The organism is Kitasatospora sp. NPDC093550 (assembly GCF_044764985.1).
Taxonomy (GTDB): domain Bacteria; phylum Actinomycetota; class Actinomycetes; order Streptomycetales; family Streptomycetaceae; genus Kitasatospora.
On record NZ_JBIWJF010000003.1, the window covers coordinates 430,089 to 447,466 of the forward strand.

Annotated in this window: 13 protein-coding genes, 1 pseudogene and 1 riboswitch; of the genes and pseudogenes, 9 read left to right on the forward strand and 5 right to left on the reverse strand. The window is 71.8% G+C overall.

Annotated features, from left to right (window positions below; translation table 11 throughout):
- Positions 1-6: 6 nt before the first annotated feature.
- From ACIRD3_RS07270 to ACIRD3_RS07280, 3 genes are all read right to left on the reverse strand, one after another.
- On the reverse strand, positions 7-525 hold the full coding sequence (locus ACIRD3_RS07270; protein ID WP_402212829.1) for a papain-like cysteine protease family protein: 519 nt from the start codon (positions 523-525) through the stop codon (positions 7-9).
- A gap of 517 nt (positions 526-1,042) precedes the next feature.
- Positions 1,043-1,990: a hypothetical protein gene (locus ACIRD3_RS07275; RefSeq protein WP_402212830.1), complete on the reverse strand. Its 948-nt coding sequence runs from the start codon at positions 1,988-1,990 to the stop codon at positions 1,043-1,045.
- Positions 1,991-2,133: 143 nt separating this feature from the next.
- Positions 2,134-3,624 carry a long-chain fatty acid--CoA ligase gene (locus ACIRD3_RS07280; RefSeq protein WP_402212832.1) on the reverse strand — a complete coding sequence of 497 codons (1,491 nt, stop codon included), beginning with the start codon at positions 3,622-3,624 and terminating at the stop codon, positions 2,134-2,136.
- 422 nt (positions 3,625-4,046) lie between these two features.
- Here ACIRD3_RS07280 and ACIRD3_RS07285 point away from each other — a divergent pair, with 422 nt between their 5' ends.
- The 4 genes from ACIRD3_RS07285 (at position 4,047) to ACIRD3_RS07300 (ending at position 8,703) form a co-directional block, all read left to right on the forward strand.
- Positions 4,047-4,709, forward strand: coding sequence for a TetR/AcrR family transcriptional regulator C-terminal domain-containing protein (locus ACIRD3_RS07285; protein ID WP_402212834.1), 663 nt, complete (start codon positions 4,047-4,049; stop codon positions 4,707-4,709).
- Between the two features lie 555 nt (positions 4,710-5,264).
- On the forward strand, positions 5,265-6,725 hold the full coding sequence (locus ACIRD3_RS07290) for an APC family permease (protein ID WP_402212836.1): 1,461 nt from the start codon (positions 5,265-5,267) through the stop codon (positions 6,723-6,725).
- 254 nt (positions 6,726-6,979) lie between these two features.
- Positions 6,980-7,912 (forward strand): hypothetical protein, encoded by a 933-nt coding sequence (locus ACIRD3_RS07295; RefSeq protein ID WP_402212838.1) that lies wholly within the window; start codon positions 6,980-6,982, stop codon positions 7,910-7,912.
- A gap of 70 nt (positions 7,913-7,982) precedes the next feature.
- Positions 7,983-8,054, forward strand: a riboswitch (guanidine-III (ykkC-III) riboswitch).
- A 250-nt stretch (positions 8,055-8,304) separates the two neighbouring features.
- A complete protein-coding gene (locus ACIRD3_RS07300; RefSeq protein ID WP_402212839.1) occupies positions 8,305-8,703 on the forward strand; it encodes an ACT domain-containing protein in 399 nt (132 codons plus the stop codon).
- 136 nt (positions 8,704-8,839) lie between these two features.
- Here ACIRD3_RS07300 and ACIRD3_RS07305 read toward each other — a convergent pair whose 3' ends face one another.
- The gene (locus ACIRD3_RS07305) at positions 8,840-10,096 is read right to left on the reverse strand and encodes a cytochrome P450 (protein ID WP_402212841.1); all 1,257 of its coding nucleotides are present in this window, start codon (positions 10,094-10,096) and stop codon (positions 8,840-8,842) included.
- A complete protein-coding gene (locus ACIRD3_RS07310) occupies positions 10,093-10,515 on the reverse strand; it encodes a recombinase family protein (RefSeq protein ID WP_402212843.1) in 423 nt (140 codons plus the stop codon). The genes ACIRD3_RS07305 and ACIRD3_RS07310 overlap by 4 nt, the downstream gene beginning before the upstream one ends.
- Before the next feature lie 217 nt (positions 10,516-10,732).
- Between ACIRD3_RS07310 and ACIRD3_RS07315 the strand changes: the two genes are divergently transcribed.
- From ACIRD3_RS07315 to speB, 5 genes and pseudogenes are all read left to right on the forward strand, one after another.
- Positions 10,733-11,779, forward strand: coding sequence for a LacI family DNA-binding transcriptional regulator (locus tag ACIRD3_RS07315; protein WP_402212844.1), 1,047 nt, complete (start codon positions 10,733-10,735; stop codon positions 11,777-11,779).
- A 727-nt stretch (positions 11,780-12,506) separates the two neighbouring features.
- A complete protein-coding gene (locus ACIRD3_RS07320; RefSeq protein WP_402212846.1) occupies positions 12,507-14,012 on the forward strand; it encodes an APC family permease in 1,506 nt (501 codons plus the stop codon).
- A 66-nt stretch (positions 14,013-14,078) separates the two neighbouring features.
- A complete protein-coding gene (locus ACIRD3_RS07325; protein ID WP_402212847.1) occupies positions 14,079-15,680 on the forward strand; it encodes a N,N-dimethylformamidase beta subunit family domain-containing protein in 1,602 nt (533 codons plus the stop codon).
- Positions 15,677-16,036 carry a cupin domain-containing protein gene (locus tag ACIRD3_RS07330; RefSeq protein ID WP_402212848.1) on the forward strand — a complete coding sequence of 120 codons (360 nt, stop codon included), beginning with the start codon at positions 15,677-15,679 and terminating at the stop codon, positions 16,034-16,036. Before ACIRD3_RS07325 ends, ACIRD3_RS07330 begins: the two co-directional genes overlap by 4 nt.
- A 99-nt stretch (positions 16,037-16,135) precedes the next feature.
- Positions 16,136-17,082 (forward strand): annotated as a pseudogene (gene speB, locus ACIRD3_RS07335) (agmatinase).
- Positions 17,083-17,378 lie beyond the last annotated feature (296 nt).

Genomic DNA, 17,378 nt, shown 5'->3' on the forward strand with positions numbered 1-17,378 from the left:
GGCGGATCAGGCTCCGATCCGGTAGAGCGACTCGGTCCACCGGAAGTCGTCGTTGGACCGGTAGTAGTCGTAGGGCTGCCAGTTGTACCGGTAGGGGGCGGTGGGCCACGGGTCAGCCCAGTACACCCAGTTCTTCTCCCGGTCATAGCCGTACAGCAGCTGCATGTGGCCGCCTCCGGCCGCCCACTGGATCCGGGTCTCGACGGGACGGTTGGCGTCGACCTCCTGCGCCAGCGTCTCGTAGGGAAGCTGGCCGTCGACGCGGCGGCCTGGGTTGAGACCGATGGTGTTCAAAGCCGTCTGGACGTTGCCGAGATTGGCCTGCCGGTTGGGGCAGTCGGCGGTGAGCGGCTGGCGGAACGCCATGTTGCAGAACTGGTTCTGCGTGTAGCTGTAGCCGTACCAGGCGGCGATCGTGTTGCCGGAGGCGGCCCAGCACCACTGGTCGTGCTCCTGGACCTGCATCTCGATACCGAGCGTACGGGGCTGCGCCGCGGCCGGGGCGGCGGCTGCGAACGTCAGCACCGGTATGAGGCATGCCGCGGATGCGGCACGGGCGGCCTTCGCCAGCCAGGCGTGGCTGGGCAAGGAAGTGAACACGGGAACGCTCCAGAACGGATGCGGGACAGATGAGAGGAGAGGCGGGTGTGCCGAGCGGGGGGCCGGCTCACCCGCGTGCGCGGACCCGGGGGGGTGAAGTCCGCGAACATTCACAGCATCCAGCTGGTGATCCCTCATCAGCAACGGCGGCCGAGCCGGGTGGGCGAAGCGATGTGAAAACCGCTTCGGCTAGCGTGAACGCCTCCGCCGGACCGGACTCCGGCTGCCCGCCGGGCCCAGGCGGCCACTGGATCAGCGGGCAGGAGCCCGAGTCCTTTCCGCTCGCTTGGGATGTGGAATTCCACACGGCCGCGTCCATGGCAGCTATGGACCAGCGCCGGGTCACGCCTCGTGGCGGCGCGCAGCCCCAGGCGTCGGTCGCGGGGATCTGCGGGACGTGGCGAGCCGGCAGTGAGCCGGGGCCTCCTCACACCGGGCGGGCCTATTCCCATTGCCAGGCCAGTCCCACGGTTCCCGGCTCGACACCTGACAACGACAGGTGGACGCTGTGGCGGCCGTCGAGCGTCAACTCTTCCGCAGCGCGCGGGGGGACAGAACCGGCGCCCGACACGGTCCGGCACCGGACGGGCAGAGCGGCGTCGTGAAACGTCGCCTGCAGGACGTACTGGTGGACCGGCGTGGGAAAGCGGCGCTGGAAGCCATCGCTGGGTCCGCTGGTTTCCGGCTCGCCGAAGCCGTAGGCGAACAGATGCGTCTCCGCCCGGCGCAGCCGCCGGTCGAACAGCAGCTCGGCGACGAGCAGGCGCGCTACGGGGTCGCGTCGTATGCGGCCGAGCCGGCAGTTCTCCTCGGCTCGCACGGTCACCTGGTCGATGTCGGTGCCGTGTTCGCCCTGGTAGATGGCGAGGTAGCGGTCGGGGCCATCCTGCTGAGCGCGAACGACGTGTTGCGAGTCGCGGCGCACGAGGCCACGTCCGGCACCGACATGCAGCCGTTCCAGATGGCATACGGTCTGCACACCGGAGTCCGGGGGTATGCCGAGGGTTCTGAAGACTGGTACGAGGACGCCGTACCAGGAGTTCAGGCGCCGGCGGGCGGTCAGTGACAGCGGGGGGTCGTCAGTCGGCAGGGGCCTGTGCTGGGGGGTCAGGAGCCTGGTGAGGGATTGCGGGGGCAGTTCGAGGATCTGTTCCAGTGCGTGGACCGCCCGCAGTGACTGAGTGCTGGCGGGGTGCCGCTCGCCTCGCTGCCAGTAGCTGAGGGTGGCGACCGCCACGGGTATCCCGCGGCGTGCCAGGCGGGTCTGCAGATTCTGCAGAGTCAGGCCACGTGCCGCGACAGCCGCCTGCAGGGCTTCGTGGAACGGCCCGGTGCGTAAGGTGGCCTCGAGCTGCGGCGCACCCTGTGCGGGCCGGCGGCCGGCGGTCATCGACGGGTCCTTCCTCTCCTGGTCGGCGGGTCTGGGCCCGCTTGTGGAACGTGTCCCCGGCTGTTCGCGAGCATCGACAGGCTGCGGGGAGCGCCGCCGGGCGGCCACCGACCAGTGGGCGTGGACCGTCAGTGCAAGCGGGGTCAGGGGGCGGGCGGGATGATCTCGCGCTTGAGGATCTTGCCTGTGGGGCCCTTCGGCAGTGCCTGGGACAGCCACACGCGGCGCGGATACTTGTACGGGGCGACGCGGCCTTGGACGAAGGCGATCAGTTCGTCGGCGGTGGCTTCCGCCCCGGGGCGGAGGACGACGCAGGCTGCCACTTCCTCACCGAGGTAGTCGTCCGGTATGCCGATGACTGCGGCTTCGGCGACCGCGGGGTGTTCGTAGAGGACTTCTTCGATCTCGCGGGGGTAGATGTTGTAGCCGCCACGGATGATCATGTCTTTCTTGCGGTCGACGATGTAGTAGTAGCCGTCCTCGTCCTTGCGTGCGAGGTCGCCGGTACGCAGCCAGCCGTCAGGGATCGCGGCCTTCGTCTCCTCGGGGAGGTTCCAGTAGCCCTTCATGAGGTTCGGGCCGCGGACGGCGAGTTCGCCCACCTCGCCGTCGGGGGCGTCGTTTCCGTCGGTGGCGAGCACTCGCATCTCGACGTGGCGGACGGGGGTGCCGATGGAGCCGGGCTTGGCGGGCCGGTCGGGGTGGTTGAAGGAGACCACCGGTGAGGTCTCCGACATGCCGAAACCTTCCAGGATCGGGCACCCCAGGGCCTTCTCGGCGCCACGGAGGATTTCGACCGGCAGGGCCGCGCCGCCGGTGACGGCCAAGCGCAGGGTGTTGGGGCCGCCGGTCGAGAGGTGGGGGCGGTGCAGTAGCGCCGCGTACATGGTGGGCACGCCCTCGAAAACGGTGACGTCTTCGGTCGTGAGGACGTCAAGGATGTGGTCCGGTGCGAAGCGCGGTACGAGGCGCAGGGTGGCGCCGGTGAAGACGGCGGCGTTCATGGCGCAGGACTGGCCGAAGATGTGGAACAGCGGCAAGCAGCCCAGGACCACGTCGTCGGGTGTGAGGCGCAGCAGCGTCTCGGCGACGGTGACCACGTTGGAAGCCAGTGCCGTGTGGCTGAGTTCAGCGCCCTTGGGACGGCCGCTGGTCCCGGAGGTGTAGATGATGACGGCGGTGTCGTCGCCCTTCCGGGCGTCGGGTTCGGCCAAGGGTTCGGAGATGGTGGCGGGCAGCACAGCGGGGTCGGCGTCCAGGGCGATATGGCGGGTGCCGCAGGCCGCGGCGGCCGCGGCGGCTTCCTCGCCGGGCCCCCAGGTGTAGACGAGGGCGGCGCCCGAGTCGTTCAGGTAGTGGCGGACCTCGCGTTCCTTCAGCAGGGGATTGACCGGGACCACGATGCCGCCCGCGCGCAGGACGCCGTAGTAGAGCGCGACGAAAGCCGGGGTGTTGGGCAGCATGAGGGCGATGCGCTGCCCGGGCTGGAGGCCTGCGGCCCGCAGGTCTCCGGCGATGCGGGCCGAGACGTCGTCCAGTTGCCCGTACGTCACCGTGCTGGATCCCAGGGAAAGGGCGACCTGATGCGGATCTCTCCGGGCGGAGCGGGTCAGGAAGTGCGTCAGATTCGTCATGCGGTCGTCCTTCGTCGGGGTGCGTTCCGGCGGGGTGTTCGTGGTGGCGTGCTGCGCGTGGCGCTGGCGCCCCCACCGGTCTGCGGACAGAGGGGGCCGCCGCGGTACTCGGCATCTGCCGGCCGCCCACGGCAAGAGGAGGGCCAGGGACGGGCAGGGCTTCGCCCCGTAGAGTCGGCCGACCCGCGACGCCTTCTGCACTCGGCGGTCCGGGCAGAGCGAGGGGCGCTTGCCGCAGCGTCTCATCGCCGCCACACCGGAGTCAACGGCGTTGACAACTACGTTTTCCCACTTCGGCTCCTCCGGCGGGAAGTGCAGGCCGACCGCGTCACAATGGACTGATCCACACAAGGGGAGGCACGATGGCGCCAGGAACGGCCGGCGGAAGGCAGGACACAGGGGTGAGGCGGGGGAAGGGCGGCGTGTCAAAGCGGCCAAGGCCCTCGCTCAGCGCGGCGGCGATCATCGATTCCTGCTTGGAGCTGCTGGACACCGAGGGCGCGAACGCCCTGACGTTCCGCCGTATCGGTGGCCACCTGGGCGCGGACCCGACAGCGCTCTACCGGCACTTCCGCAACAAGGACGAGCTGCTGCTCGCGGTGGCCGACCGCCTGCTGGAGGAAAGCATCGAGGGATTCGAGCCGACCGGCGACTGGCGCCACACCCTGCGCACCCTGGCCGTGCGCCATCGCAAGGTCTATCTCGCCCACCCGCACGCCGCCGTTCTGGCCGCCATCCGCGTCACCAGGCGGCCGGCGGAGATGAGAGTGATCGAGATCATCCTCGCCGCACTCGGCGAAGCCGGCTTCGCTCCCGATGAGGCCGTCCGCCACTACCGCGCCCTGGCCGACTTCGTCCTGGCCTGGTCGTGCATGGACGCCACCTACCGCACCCTCGACGAGCGGATGCGGCAGAAGGACCAGTCCGCCTGGGCCGACGCGTACGCGGCGGTCCCGGCCGCCAGCTACCCGCACCTGGCCGCCGCCGCGCCGTACCTGGTCGCAGTCGACAACGAAGCGAGCTTCCTGTTCGCCCTGGACCTGATGCTCGACGCCGTCGCCGCGCAGGCACCCTCCCCGTCATAGCGAACGGCCACCAGCAGGCGGTCTGCGGCACGGGGAGCCTGTCGCGCCGCCGATGATCTCCATCACGGCGCCGACGATCCGTCCACCCTTCGGCGGTGCGGCACGGGCCGCACCGCCTCCCCTGAACAGTTCGCCGCACGACCGGACCGACGCCCCGGCGGGCCCCCGGGGCACGGTCGCCCGCTCGACCGTTCGGCACCTGTCCGTTCTCGCAGCGGCGGAGTGCGCCTGTCGCCAGGGCGGCTCCGGGCCGGGGAACCGCCAACAGCCGAACCAGGCCTCGAAGCCACCACAGGTGTCAACACCGTTGACTTCGGAGTGGTCGCAGTGCGACGCTGCTGCCGCGCAGGGCCGGGGCAGTGCCGGATCCGCTGCTCCTGCGGCACCGGCGCTCCCGGTTTCCGATACCGGCGGGCCGCTCCCGGGGCGGCTCTCCTCCGACCGAGGAGAGCCGCGGAACGCAAGGGCCCGCGCCGCCCTCGCCGGCAGGCCGCCTTCCGCGAACCGCCGCCAAGCGATTCCCCGTCGCGTCTCCTTCGATTCCTGTGAGTTCTCATGCCCTCCCGCCTCTCCGCCGACAGGAGTGCACCGGCCCATGCGGAGCCGGTCACCGTAGCGAAGGTCCTCGGCGTCGGCGACGGTGTCGCCATCGCCCTGTCCAACATCAGCCCCTCCCTGTCGATCGGGGTGGGTCTGGGCATCATCGGGTCGGCGATCGCCGCTCCCGGACTGCCCGCCGCGTTCCTCCTGGCGTTCCTGCCGATCATCGGCATCGCCGTGGCCTATGCCCGGCTCAACGAGTACGAACCGAACTGCGGAGCGGCCTACATCTGGGTCGGCAGGGTGCTGGGGCCGTGGTGGGGCTACCTCATCGGCTGGGTGATCGTCGCCTCCAACGTGATCCTGCTGTCCTACACCACCTCTCTGCTGGGGACCTACGGCATGCGGGCGTTGGACGCGCTGGGCCTCGCGAGTGCCGCGGGGGCTTCCCGCGCAGCGGCGGTCACCTTCGGCGTCCTCGCGCTGGGTGCTCTCGCGTGGCTGGCGGCGTACGGGGTGGAGGCCGCAGCTCGGTTCCAGAAGGTGCTCGTGGTGGTCGAGGCCGCTACCGTCACGCTGTTCTGCGGCTGGGCCCTCGTAGCGGCGGACACGACGCCGTTCAGCTGGACCTGGTTCTCCCCGGCCGTCTTCGGATCGCCGGCCGCACTGGCCACCGGCGTCGTCCTCTCGGTCTTCCTTTACTGGGGCTGGGAGGCCGCCTTCCTCGTCACCGAGGAGACCGTCGACCGGCGCACCTCCTCGCGGGTGGGCTTCATCGCGCTGCTGGTGGTCCTGGCGATGTTCCTGCTGGCGTCCGTGGCCTTCCAGAAGGCCACCACTCCGCAGGAACTGGTGGAGCACGGCGGCGCCGCCCTGCCCTACATCGGTGGTCAGCTGGCCGGTACGACGGGCAAGGTGGTCGCCAGCGTGGTGCTGTTCCTCTGCACGGTTTCCGTCATCCTGGCGGTACTCATCGCCACAGCGCGCCAGACGCTGGCGATGGCACGCGAGGGTGTGCTGAGCCCGGTGTGGGCGAAGCTGCACCCCACGCACCTGACCCCTGCGCACGGCACCGCGCTGATCACCGCGTTCGCGGCCGCCCTGACCGTGCTCTCCCTGGCGCTGGGGCCCGTAGCCACCGTCGTCGTCGGTGCGGTGACAGCCGTGGGCATCCTGATTTCCGGTTACTACGCGCTGACCGGGATCGCGTGCGCCGTCCTCTTCGCGCGCGCCGGGCGACGGGACCTGCGCACGCTGCTGGGCTCGGTCGCCGTACCGCTGCTGTCAGGGCTCGTCCTCGCAGCGCTCGGCGTCTACCTGGCCTATCTCAACTGGACCAGCACCCCGAGTTTCGCCTTCGACGCCTCCAACGGCCGCTTCCGCACCCTGCTGCCGGTCGCCATCATCCTTCTCGGCCTCCCCCTGGGCGTGTGGAGGCAACACATCCGCAAAGCCCCCCGGTTGACCGCCGGGTAAGGCGCCGGCCGGTACGGATACCGCAAACACGCCGTGGTCGCCCTCACTCGGCGGCGAGGCCCACGCACCGGCCGAGAAGCAGGCGAAAGCCGATCCGGCACTGCCCGATCCGGGCACACCAAGCACCGGCTCGCCCATCAGGGCGGTCCAGGACCTCTCCTCCACCGCCCCGGTGCCGGCGGTCGAACCGGCAGCTCATTCGAGGCCCTGCCTGTCCCAGGACTGCAAGGAAGAAGGAAGAAGGCGACCCACCCATGCCCCTGTTCACATCCCGGGTGAGGCCTCGGCTGGCGCCCGAGCTCGACGACAGAGCCCTCGGAGTCGTCCTGCAGCGGCTGTCCGGTGTGCAGGCCCGCACCCAGCACGATCTCGTGGTGCCCCTCCTGGAGCACGTGATCCACGGCGCCCGCCAGGACTGGGACCGCAAGATGCACCGCATCAAGGTCCTGGCCGAAACCCTGGGCCAGGGCGCCACGAGGACCTGGATGCGGTACCGGCCCGACGACCCGGGAGCGCTGCTCCTGCAGGGCTGGTCGGATCTCGTCACCCTGCAGGCGGCCCCCTCGTTCACCGACAGCACCGGCATCCGCGCACTGGGCCGCCGCGCGGCCGAACTCCTCCCTGAGGACCCCCTGCCCTGGGTCCTGCTGCTCGGCGTCCTGCGGCTGGAGCGCCGCCCTCCCCGGGAGGTGGACGTCGTGTGGCGCGAGATCAGGGCGAGGGATCCGTGGAACCGCGAAGCCCACCTCCAGATCCTGGCCTACTCGTCACCGCAGGAGTGCGGATCGACCGCCCGGATGATGGACCTTCTCGACGAGATGCGCGCGGCCATGCCCGCCGGGGCGCCCACCACCGGTCTGGAGGTGACCGTTCTGGTCCAGCGCTACCAGCGCGCCCTGGCCGCCGAGGGGCTCACCGCGCTCAGCAGCCGCGACCTCCTCAACCAACCGGCCGCCGCCCGGGCCCTCGCCCGGTCAGCCGCGCTCTGGCCCCAGAAGGGCTTCCTCACCCACGCAGCCGCTCTGGCCGATCTCAACACTCTGGCCTACGCGCTCGTCAAAGCGGCCCGAGCTGAGGAGGCCGCAGCCGTCGTGCGCGCCACCAAAGGCCTTGCGACCCGGTGGCCCTGGCACCTCGACGGCGACCCACTGGAACGCTTCACCCGCGCCTACCGCACCTCGACCTGAGCACCGCCCCCGGCTCCCCGAGCGCGTGACGTTCGCACAGGCTCGGACGGCACACCGGGGGTAGGCTCCCGGCGGCGGATCAATCGTGTCTCCGCCCCGGACGAGCGCGCAGCCGTACCCGGCCGAGCGAAGACGGCGCGCATCACCTCATGTCCCTGCTTCGCCCTGCCGCCCCTCACGGACGGCGGGCCTTCCTCACGATTGCCGCGGCTGCCGCGTCACGTCCCGTTGCGGGAACGGCGCCTGCCGGCCAGGACCTCTGGCCCGATCGCCGCTGACTGCGGCTGTCCGCCTGTCCCTCACCGCTGCGGTGGCGGCCGATCGCGTCGCGTGCCGGCGTCCGGCCCCGCGAACGCACGGTCACACCCTTCTCGAACCGATGGAGAATACCCATGTCCGGAGAGACCGACCTGCACGCCCTACTGAGGGGCATGCGGCCTGAACTGCACAGTGGCGCATACGTGTTCAGCACGGTCGCCGACCACGTCGTGCCCGCGGGAGTCGTCCCGGTGGTGACGGCCGTGGAGGACGAGGGGCTGACGATCGTCGCCCGCCAGGAGGAGGCGGACCGCAGCGGTCTGGCATACGACTACGTCGCCGGGTGGATCACCCTGCGCATCCACTCCTCGCTCGCCGCGGTGGGGCTCACGGCAGCCGTCTCGCGGGCGCTGGCCGACGCGGGGATCAGCTGCAACGTGGTCGCGGCCTTCCACCACGACCACCTGTTCGTGCCGTACGAGAACGCCGAGCGGGCCGTCGAGGTCCTCGAGCAGCTCACCCGGCCCGCCTAGGATCCCTCCAGCCGCCGTGCCGGAGGCCCCCAGGGGCTCCGGCACGGCGGAGCCCCTGGGGCCCGCCCGGGCGGGCCCCAGGGACGATGGGAAGCCGTGCGGGTGCGGGTGCCTTCCCCTGCGGGAGTCCCGGGCGTCAGGCGAGCCGCACCGGGAGCGTAAGGGGACCACGGACGAGCAGGCCGGGCCGCCACGGCAGGACGGCGGGGGCGGTGGCCAGGCGCAGGGAGGGCAGAGCGGCGAAGAGCCGCGGCAGGGCGATGCCGGCCTCCAGACGGGCCAGGCGCGCGCCCAGGCACACGTGGGGGCCGTGTCCGAAGGCCAGATGCGCAGGAGCCGTCCGGTTGCCCGGAGCGTAGCGGCGGGGCCGGAAGGTGTGAGGGGCGGCGAACACGCGCGGGTCGCGGTTGGCGGCGGCCAGCACCGCCAGGACGGAGGCGCCGGCGGGGATGACGGTCCCGCCGAGGTCCACCGGCTCCGTGGTCCTTCGCCAGGTCGCGCCCTCCAGGGGGCTGGCGTGGCGCAGTGTCTCCTCGATCACGGCGCTCCAGCCGGGGTCGCCCGCGGTGCGGGCGGCGAGGAGTTCCTCGGAGTGGGTGAGCAGGAGCAGCGTGGCCGAGGCGAGGAGGTTCATGGTCGTCTCGTAGCCGGCGAACAGCAGGAGGAAGGCCATGGCGAGCAGTTCGCCGTCGTCGGGCGCCTGGGGGGTGCGGTCGTGGGTGAGCAGGCTGAGCAGGTCGTCGCCGGGGTGGCGTCGTTTGCGGGCGATGAGGTGGGTGAAGTAGCCGTGCAGGCTCTGCCAGGCGCGGGCGGCCTGGCCGGAGGGCAGGGTCGCGGCGGGTGAGCCCACCCGGTAGGTCCAGGCGCGCAGGTCGAGGCGGTCCGCTTCGGGCACGCCCAGGATGTCGCTGATCACCAGGACGGGCAGTGGGAAGGCGAAGTCGTCGACGAGGTCGGCGTCGGCCTTTTGGCGCAGCTTGGCGGTGAGGCCGCCGATCACGGTGTCGGCGAGGTGGCCGATCCGTGCAGCGACGGCATCGACGCGCCGGGGTGTGAAGGCGGGCGCGGCCAGACGGCGCAGGCGGCGGTGCTCGTCGGCGTCGGCGTTGAGCATGTGGCGCTCCAGCACGGACCGCTGCGCGGAGCGTGCCTGCGGCGGGCTTTCCGTCGACGGGGCCGCGGATGTGTGCCGGGCCGTCTGCGGAGCCGGGACATTGGACAACCGCGGGTCGGTGAGGACGGCGCGCGCCTGGTGGTAGCCGGTCACCAGCCAGGCGTCGGTCCCGTTGGCCAGGGTCACCCGGGTAGCGGGGCCGAGCTCGCGCACGGCGGCGTAGAAGGCATGGGGGTCGCGGGCGAACGCGGGGTCGGCGGGGTCCAGGTGGAGCGTCACCCGGCCATCGTCCCCGCCAGTACCGGCAGGAAGGGCTCGGCGGTGCGCGCGGTGGCGGGCGGCCGGGCCTGGGTGTAGGTGCGGGAGGGTCCGTCGCCCGGCCAGATGTGAATGAGCACGCCCTGTTCCTGCAGGGCCGCGGCGATGGTGGCGGCCCGCTGGTCGTCGAGGTCGAAGACGAACAGGCCGGGCACCAGGACGTGGCGGATCCAGCCCAGGCGGGCCGCCTCCAGCAGGTCGCGCAGGCGCGGCTTGGCGCTGCGGGAGGGGACGCCGTTGTCGCAGAAGTACGCCGGCTCGGCCAGACCGTCCTCCAGCGCCCAGGCGCGCAGGCGGCGCTGCTGCGTGTCCAAGGTCCAGTGGTCGGCCGGGTAGCAGCGCAGGTACACCGCGCAGGGAGCGGGGCCGGTGGTGTGCATGGCGCGTCCTTCGGGTGCGGTGCGGTGAAGCGGGGTCGCGGTCCGAGGTGAGGTGCCTCGGAGGGCGGACGGTGGGCTCCGGGACTCGCTACTGGCTCGCGGAGCGCCTTCCCTTCCACGGTGCACAAACGTTTAAGCGCTGTCAATAGCCTCGCCTAAACGTTTGTGCGTTAGCCTGTATCCATCCGATCCGGACCGGCAGGCAGCGAGGGGACCGATGGTGGGGCGACGGCCGACATTGAAGGACGTGGCAGCCGCGTGCGGGGTTTCCGTGGGCACGGTGTCCTACGCGCTCAACGGCAAGGGCCGCGTCGACGCCACCACACGTGCGCGGATCCGCGAGACCGCCGACCGCCTCGGCTACACGGCCAATCAGGCCGCCCGCCGCCTGAAGTCCGGCCGCAGCGCCACCCTGGGCCTGCTCATGCCGAGTCCACCGCAGACCTCACCCGGCGAACTGCTGTCCCTCGACTGGCACAGTCAGGTCGCCATCGCCGCCGCCGACGCCGCCTTCCGCGCCGACCACGCCCTGCTGCTGCTCCCGGCCCCGAGCGACCCGGCCCAGCTGGCCAAGCTGCCGGTCGACGGGATCATCGTCATGGACCCGGAAGGCGGCGACCCCCGGCTCCCGGTCCTCGCCTCACTCGGCATCCCCCTGGTCGCCCTGGGCCAGAGCACCGGCGGGCTCGTGCCGCACTACGTCGCACCCGACCCCGGCAGCACCGTGCGGCAGCTGCTGGACCACCTCGCCCACCAGGGCGCCACCCGCATCCACCTCCTGGTCCCTGACGCCGCGTGGGAATGGACCCGGTTGTCCGTCGACGCCTACCGGCACTGGTGCGCCGAACACGGCATGACCCCCGGCACCGCCCAGGTCCCCCTGGCGGGCGCCAGCACGGCGGCGGGCCTCGCCGACGCCGCCTGCCGGGTCGCCCGCCGCGAGCTCACCGCCCCGGACCGGCCCGACGCGATCCTCGGCCTCGGCCTCGGCTTCGGCGCCGGCACCCGGCGCGCCGCCCGCGACCTCGGCCTGCGCACCCCCGAGGACCTGCTCATCGCCCAAGACCTCGACGAACCGTCCCTCCAGGCGATCGACCCGCCGATCACGGCCGTCGAGATGTACCCGCGCCTGCAGGCCAGGGCCGCCGTGGAACTGCTCCTCGCGCTCCTGGGCGGCGAACAGCCGCAAGCGCCCGTCATCACCCCGGTCGACCTGCGCATCCGCGCCAGCACCCAGCGCACGCCCGCACAGCAGGAAGCGTGATCCACACCCGCCCGCAGCCCGGGTCGGCACCCGGGGCCCAGCGTGGCGCGGGCCGAGCCGCACTACCGCGGCTCGTACGGGCGGACGACGGGGTGCCGAGCAGTTGCTGACCGGCCGCACAGCCCCAATGCGGCACCGCCGGACCCTGCTCGAAGCCAGGCGCCCGCCCTCCCCGCCAGGCCTGGCCTAACGCGGCCAGCGGGCCTCGGGACCGCCCCGCAGTGCCGCGCGCCCCTCCGCCACAGCGCTGCGGAACGCTGCCCTTCCCGCCCCGAGTCCGCAGCCCCGCCCACGGAGGGAAATCCGGCACACGGCCGAAGGTCGCCTTCTTCCAGCGGCCACGCCGCCGCCCGGGATCGGCCGCGCGCCGGCAATGCGGCGCTGGTCGGCGGCCCAGCACCGGAACACGCACCCGACAACTTCCACCGCCGGCGCACGCGCCCCCGCTTGCCGGACGAGCGAGCGCCAGGCCCGGCCAGGGCGCCAGCGCGGGGAGTCAAGGCCTAACTCTCGACCCTTTCAGGCCACGGATGGATACACCGCGGACGCGGTGCGCAAACGTTTAGGCAACGGTCTATTGACGCTGCTTAAACGTTTGTGCATTGTGGGGGGACAGGCATTTCCGGCACGTCGCCCCGCCGCGGGGCCGCCCCCCGCCTGATGCTCGCTCGGGAAGAGCCCAGTCGTGCTTCCTGGATCTCTTCCGCGCCTCGACAGGGAGAACAGCGTGAATCCTCCGAACCCGCCCACCGGGCCCTCCGTCCCGCCGGGCCCCGCCGGCGGCCACCGCGACACCGCGTTGCGCGCGGACGCGGTCGGCGTGCGGGACCTGGTGTTCTTCGTCCTGTCGGCCGCCGCCCCACTGACGGTGATGGCCGGGTTCTCCGCGCTGGCGTTCCTGCTGGGCGGGGTCGCCGCCCCTACCGGGTATCTGATCGCCGGGGCGGTGTTCGCCCTGTTCGCCGTGGGGTTCACCGCCATGAGCAGACACATGCGCAACAGCGGAGCGTTCTACGCCTACATCAGCCGCGGCCTGGGCCCCGTCGCCGGTGCGGGCGCGGCGCTGATCGCCTACCTGGCCTACGCGCTCGGGCAGATCGGCTTCGGCGCGGTGGCCGGGCTGTTCGCGGCCGACGTGCTGCGCGTTCTGACCGGGTTCACCGTGCCCTGGCAGATGTGCGCGGTCGCGCTGCTGCTGCTGATCGCCCTGCTTTCCTACCTGAAGGTCGACATCGGTGCGCGGGTCCTGGCCCTGCTGCTGGTCGCCGAGATCGGGGTGCTGCTCGTCCTGGCAGTCGCCGTGCTCGCCCAAGGCGGCCACGAGGGCCTGACCGCGCAGAGCTTCAACCCCGCCCACCTGATGACGCCGGGCGTCGCCGGCCTGTTCGTGATCACGTTCGTGGTCTACATCGGCTTCGAGCAGACCGCGATCTACAGCGAGGAGGCCCGCGACGCGCCCCGCACCGTCCCGCGCGCCACCTATCTCGCGGTCGCAATCCTGGCCGTGCTCTACACCTTCGTCTCCTGGATCATCCTGATGGCCGCCGGCCCGCACCGCCTGACCGCACTGCTGGCCCAGGATCCCGCCGACCTGGTGTTCGACCTCAACACCGAATACGTCGGCGGCGCGATGACCTCCGTCATGCGGCTGCTCATCGTGACCAGCTTCCTCGCCGGAGTCCTCGCACTGCAGAACGCCGGCTGCCGCTACCTGTTCTCACTGGGGCGTGACGGCATCCTGCCCGCCGCCTTCGCCCGCACCAACCCGCGCACCCGGACCCCCAGCACCGCCGGCCTCGTCCACACCGGCCTGGTGGTCGCCGCGGTGACCGGCTTCGGCCTGACCTCACTCGACCCCTACACCCAGATCGTGGTGTGGACCAACACCCCGACCCTGGTGGGCGTCCTGCTCCTGGAGATCGCCACCAGCATCGCGGTCATCCGCTACCTGGGACGGCTGCGCTCCGGCGAGTCGCTGTGGCAGCGCCTGGTGGCGCCGGCCCTGTCCGCCGTCCTGCTCACCGCCGTCGCCGTGCTGGTCGTCACGAAGATGTCCCTGCTCACCGGCCTGACCGGGGCCGGTGGCAACGCCCTGGTCCTCAGCCCGCTGATGGCCGGCCTGATCGCCGGCTGCGCCCGAGCGCTGTGGCTGCGCGCCAACCGCCCGGACGTCTACCGAAGACTGAGCGACCCCGACCCACAGTCCGACGCCGGGCCGGTCGCGCCCGCGTAGACACACGTGCCCTGCGCCCCGTCGGATCCACGACAGCCCCGACAGCCCCGACCACAAGAGGACCCGATGCCCCCCGCACCCCGAGCCGCCTGGTCGATCCCCGGCTGGCAGCCCGAACGGCCGCTGAACGACCCCGCCCTCACGGAGATCTGGTGTTACACCGACCGCTTCTCCTACGACCCCGGCCAGGAGGTGGCCCTGCACGTCCACACCACCGCCGACCACTACGACCTGCGCGTCGTGCGCGACGGCGCCGAACCGACGACCGTCCTGCACCTCGACAACCTGCCCGGGAAGGCGCACCCCACCCCCGCCGACGCCTATGCGGCCGGCTGCGGCTGGCCCGTCGCCCTCACCATCCCGGTCGGCCCCGCCTGGTCCTCCGGCTTCTACCTCGTCATCGTCGGCATCACGGACGAGCAGGGCCGCCGCCACGAACGCGAGCACTTCTTCGTCGTCCGCTCCCCGCAGCCGAGCGCCCGCACCGCACTGATCCTCACCACCAGCACCATGCTCGCCTACAACGACTGGGGCGGTGCCAACGCCTACCGGGGCCTGGGTGACGACCCGTACACCGACCTCCCCACCCCCCGCCAGTCCGCGCTGCGCCCGATCGCCCGGGGCATGCTCCGCAAGCCCGAAGGAGCCCCCCGCAACCGCCACACCGGCCGCCCGCCCATCGGCTGGCAGCCGCGCCACCAGTCCTACGAATGGGCCCACGCCCAGGGCTACTCACGCCACCACGCCGACGCCCTGTGGGCGACCTACGAACGGCCGTTCGTCGTCTGGGCCGAGCAGCACGGCCACCGACTCGACTACCTCACCCAGCACGACGTGCACTTCGAGCCCGAACGACTGGACGGCTACGACTGCCTCGTCATCGTCGGCCACGACGAGTACTGGACCCGCCCGATGCGCGACGCCGTCGACGCCTTCGTGGACCGCGGCGGCAACCTGGCCCGTTTCGGCGGCAACTACATCTGGCAGGTCCGCCTGGAGGACGACGGCGCCACCCAGGTCTGCTACAAGATCCCCGGCGTCGACCCCGTCAGCGCCACCGAACCACACCTGGACACCACCGCCTGGGACCACCCCAAGCTCGACCGCCCCGCCGCGGCGACCATGGGCCTGACCGGCCTCGGCGGCGTCTACGCCCGCTACGGCTCGGCCACCCCCCGCTCCAGCGGCGGCTACACCGTCTACCGCCCCGACCACTGGGCCTTCGAGGGCACCGACCTCTACTACGGCGACGTGTTCGGCGACGGAGACGCCTGCATCGTCGCCTTCGAGGTCGACGGCGTCGACTACACCTTCCGCAAGGGCCTGCCCTACCCCACCGGCGAGGACGGCGCCCCCGACACCCTGGAGATCCTCGCCATGGCGCCCGCCGTGGCCGGCGAGACCGACCGCTGGGGCGGCCACGTCCCCCTCGGCGCCTCCGAAACCGAAGCGAAGCTGCTGCTGGAGGCCATGTACGACGGCAACCCTCCGGAGTTCCGCCGCGACGCCCGCTACGGCGCCGCGATGATCGGCGTCTTCACCCGCGGCGCCGGCACCGTCTTCAACGCCGGCACCTGCGAATGGGTCAGCGGCCTCATCCACCGCGACCCCTTCACCGAACGCATCACCCACAACGTCCTGCACCGCTTCCAGAAGGAGAGCCGATGACCACCATCGACACCGTCACCACCATCGAACTCGGCGCGGGTGACCCCGTCCGCCCCCAGTGGCCCGACGGCACCGCCTCGCCCGGCTGGACCGAGACCGAATGGCGCGCCTTCGCCGACGACACCGGCACCTTCTTCGGCGGCAGCTGGGAAGGCGAACCCGGCGAACTGCTCCTCGACCCCTACCCCTACGACGAGATCTGCGTCATGGTCTCCGGCCGCGTCGCCCTCACCGACCTCCACGGCGGCCGCAAGGAATTCGGCCCCGGCCAGGTCTTCCACGTCCCCAAAGGCTTCCGCGGCACCTGGACCACCCTCGAACCCTCCAAGAAGTTCTTCTTCGCCAGCACCCCCTGACCCGACACCTCGAAGGCGGCGCCGCTCACCTCCGCCACCGTGCGGCACGCGCGGTGCCAGCCCCCACCCATCCCCACACACGATCGAGGAACAGCCACCATGACCGAGCCCCGAGGCCCCGTGGACTCCTCGCGGATCCCGCGCTTCGCCGGCCCCGCCACCTTCGCCCGCCTGCCCCGCCTCGACGAGGTCGGCCGCTGCGACGTCGCCGTGGTCGGGGTCCCCTTCGACAGCGGCGTCTCCTACCGGCCCGGCGCCCGGTTCGGGCCCTCCGCCGTCCGCGAGGCCAGCCGCCTGCTGCGCCCCTACCACCCGGCCCTGGACGTCTCGCCCTTCGCCGAGCAACAAGTCGCCGACGCCGGCGACATCGCCGTCAACCCCTTCGACATCCACGAGGCGATCGAGACCATCGAGCACGCCGCCGGGGAACTGATCACCGCCGGCGCCCGGCCCGTCACCATCGGCGGCGACCACACCATCGCCCTGCCCCTGCTACGCGCACTGGCCAGGAAGCACGGACCGATCGCCGTCCTGCACTTCGACGCGCACCTGGACACCTGGGACACCTACTTCGGTGCCGAATACACCCACGGCACACCGTTCCGCCGCGCCGTGGAGGAAGGCATCGTCGACACCGAGGCGCTCAGCCACGTCGGCACCCGGGGCCCGCTCTACGGCAAACGCGACCTGGAGGAGGACCGCCGCCTCGGGTTCGGCATCGTCACCGCCGGGGACGTCCTGCGCCGGGGCGTGGCCGAGCGGTCGAAGCGCTCCGCCAGCGCATCGGCGACCGCCCGCTCTACGTGTCCGTCGACATCGACGTGCTCGACCCCGCACACGCCCCCGGCACCGGCACCCCCGAGGCCGGCGGCCTGACCTCCCGCGAACTGCTGGAGATCCTGCGCGGCCTGGCCGGCAGCGACCTCGTCGGCGCGGACGTCGTCGAGGTAGCCCCCGCCTACGACCACGCCGAGATCACCTCCGTCGCAGCCTCCCACGTCGCCTACGACCTGGTCAGCCTGCTCGCCCTGAACAAAAGCGCCTGACCCCGCCCACGCACCCACCGCGACCGCCAGAGGCGAAAGCCCGGCGAAGCCCACCATCGAAGGGCCATGCGCGAGCGCGAGACCACCGTGGTCGGGCGCAACGAGGACGGGCACCGGCTCGCCCTCCACCCACACCTGTCCATCACCAGCGCGTGAGAGCTGAGGAAACCGTGACACCCGTGCTTCGCACACTGCGCAACCACATCAACGGTGAGTTCGTCGACGCGGCCGACGGCCGCACCCTCGACATCGTCGACCCGACCACCGGCGAGGTGTACGCGACGTCGCCGCTGTCC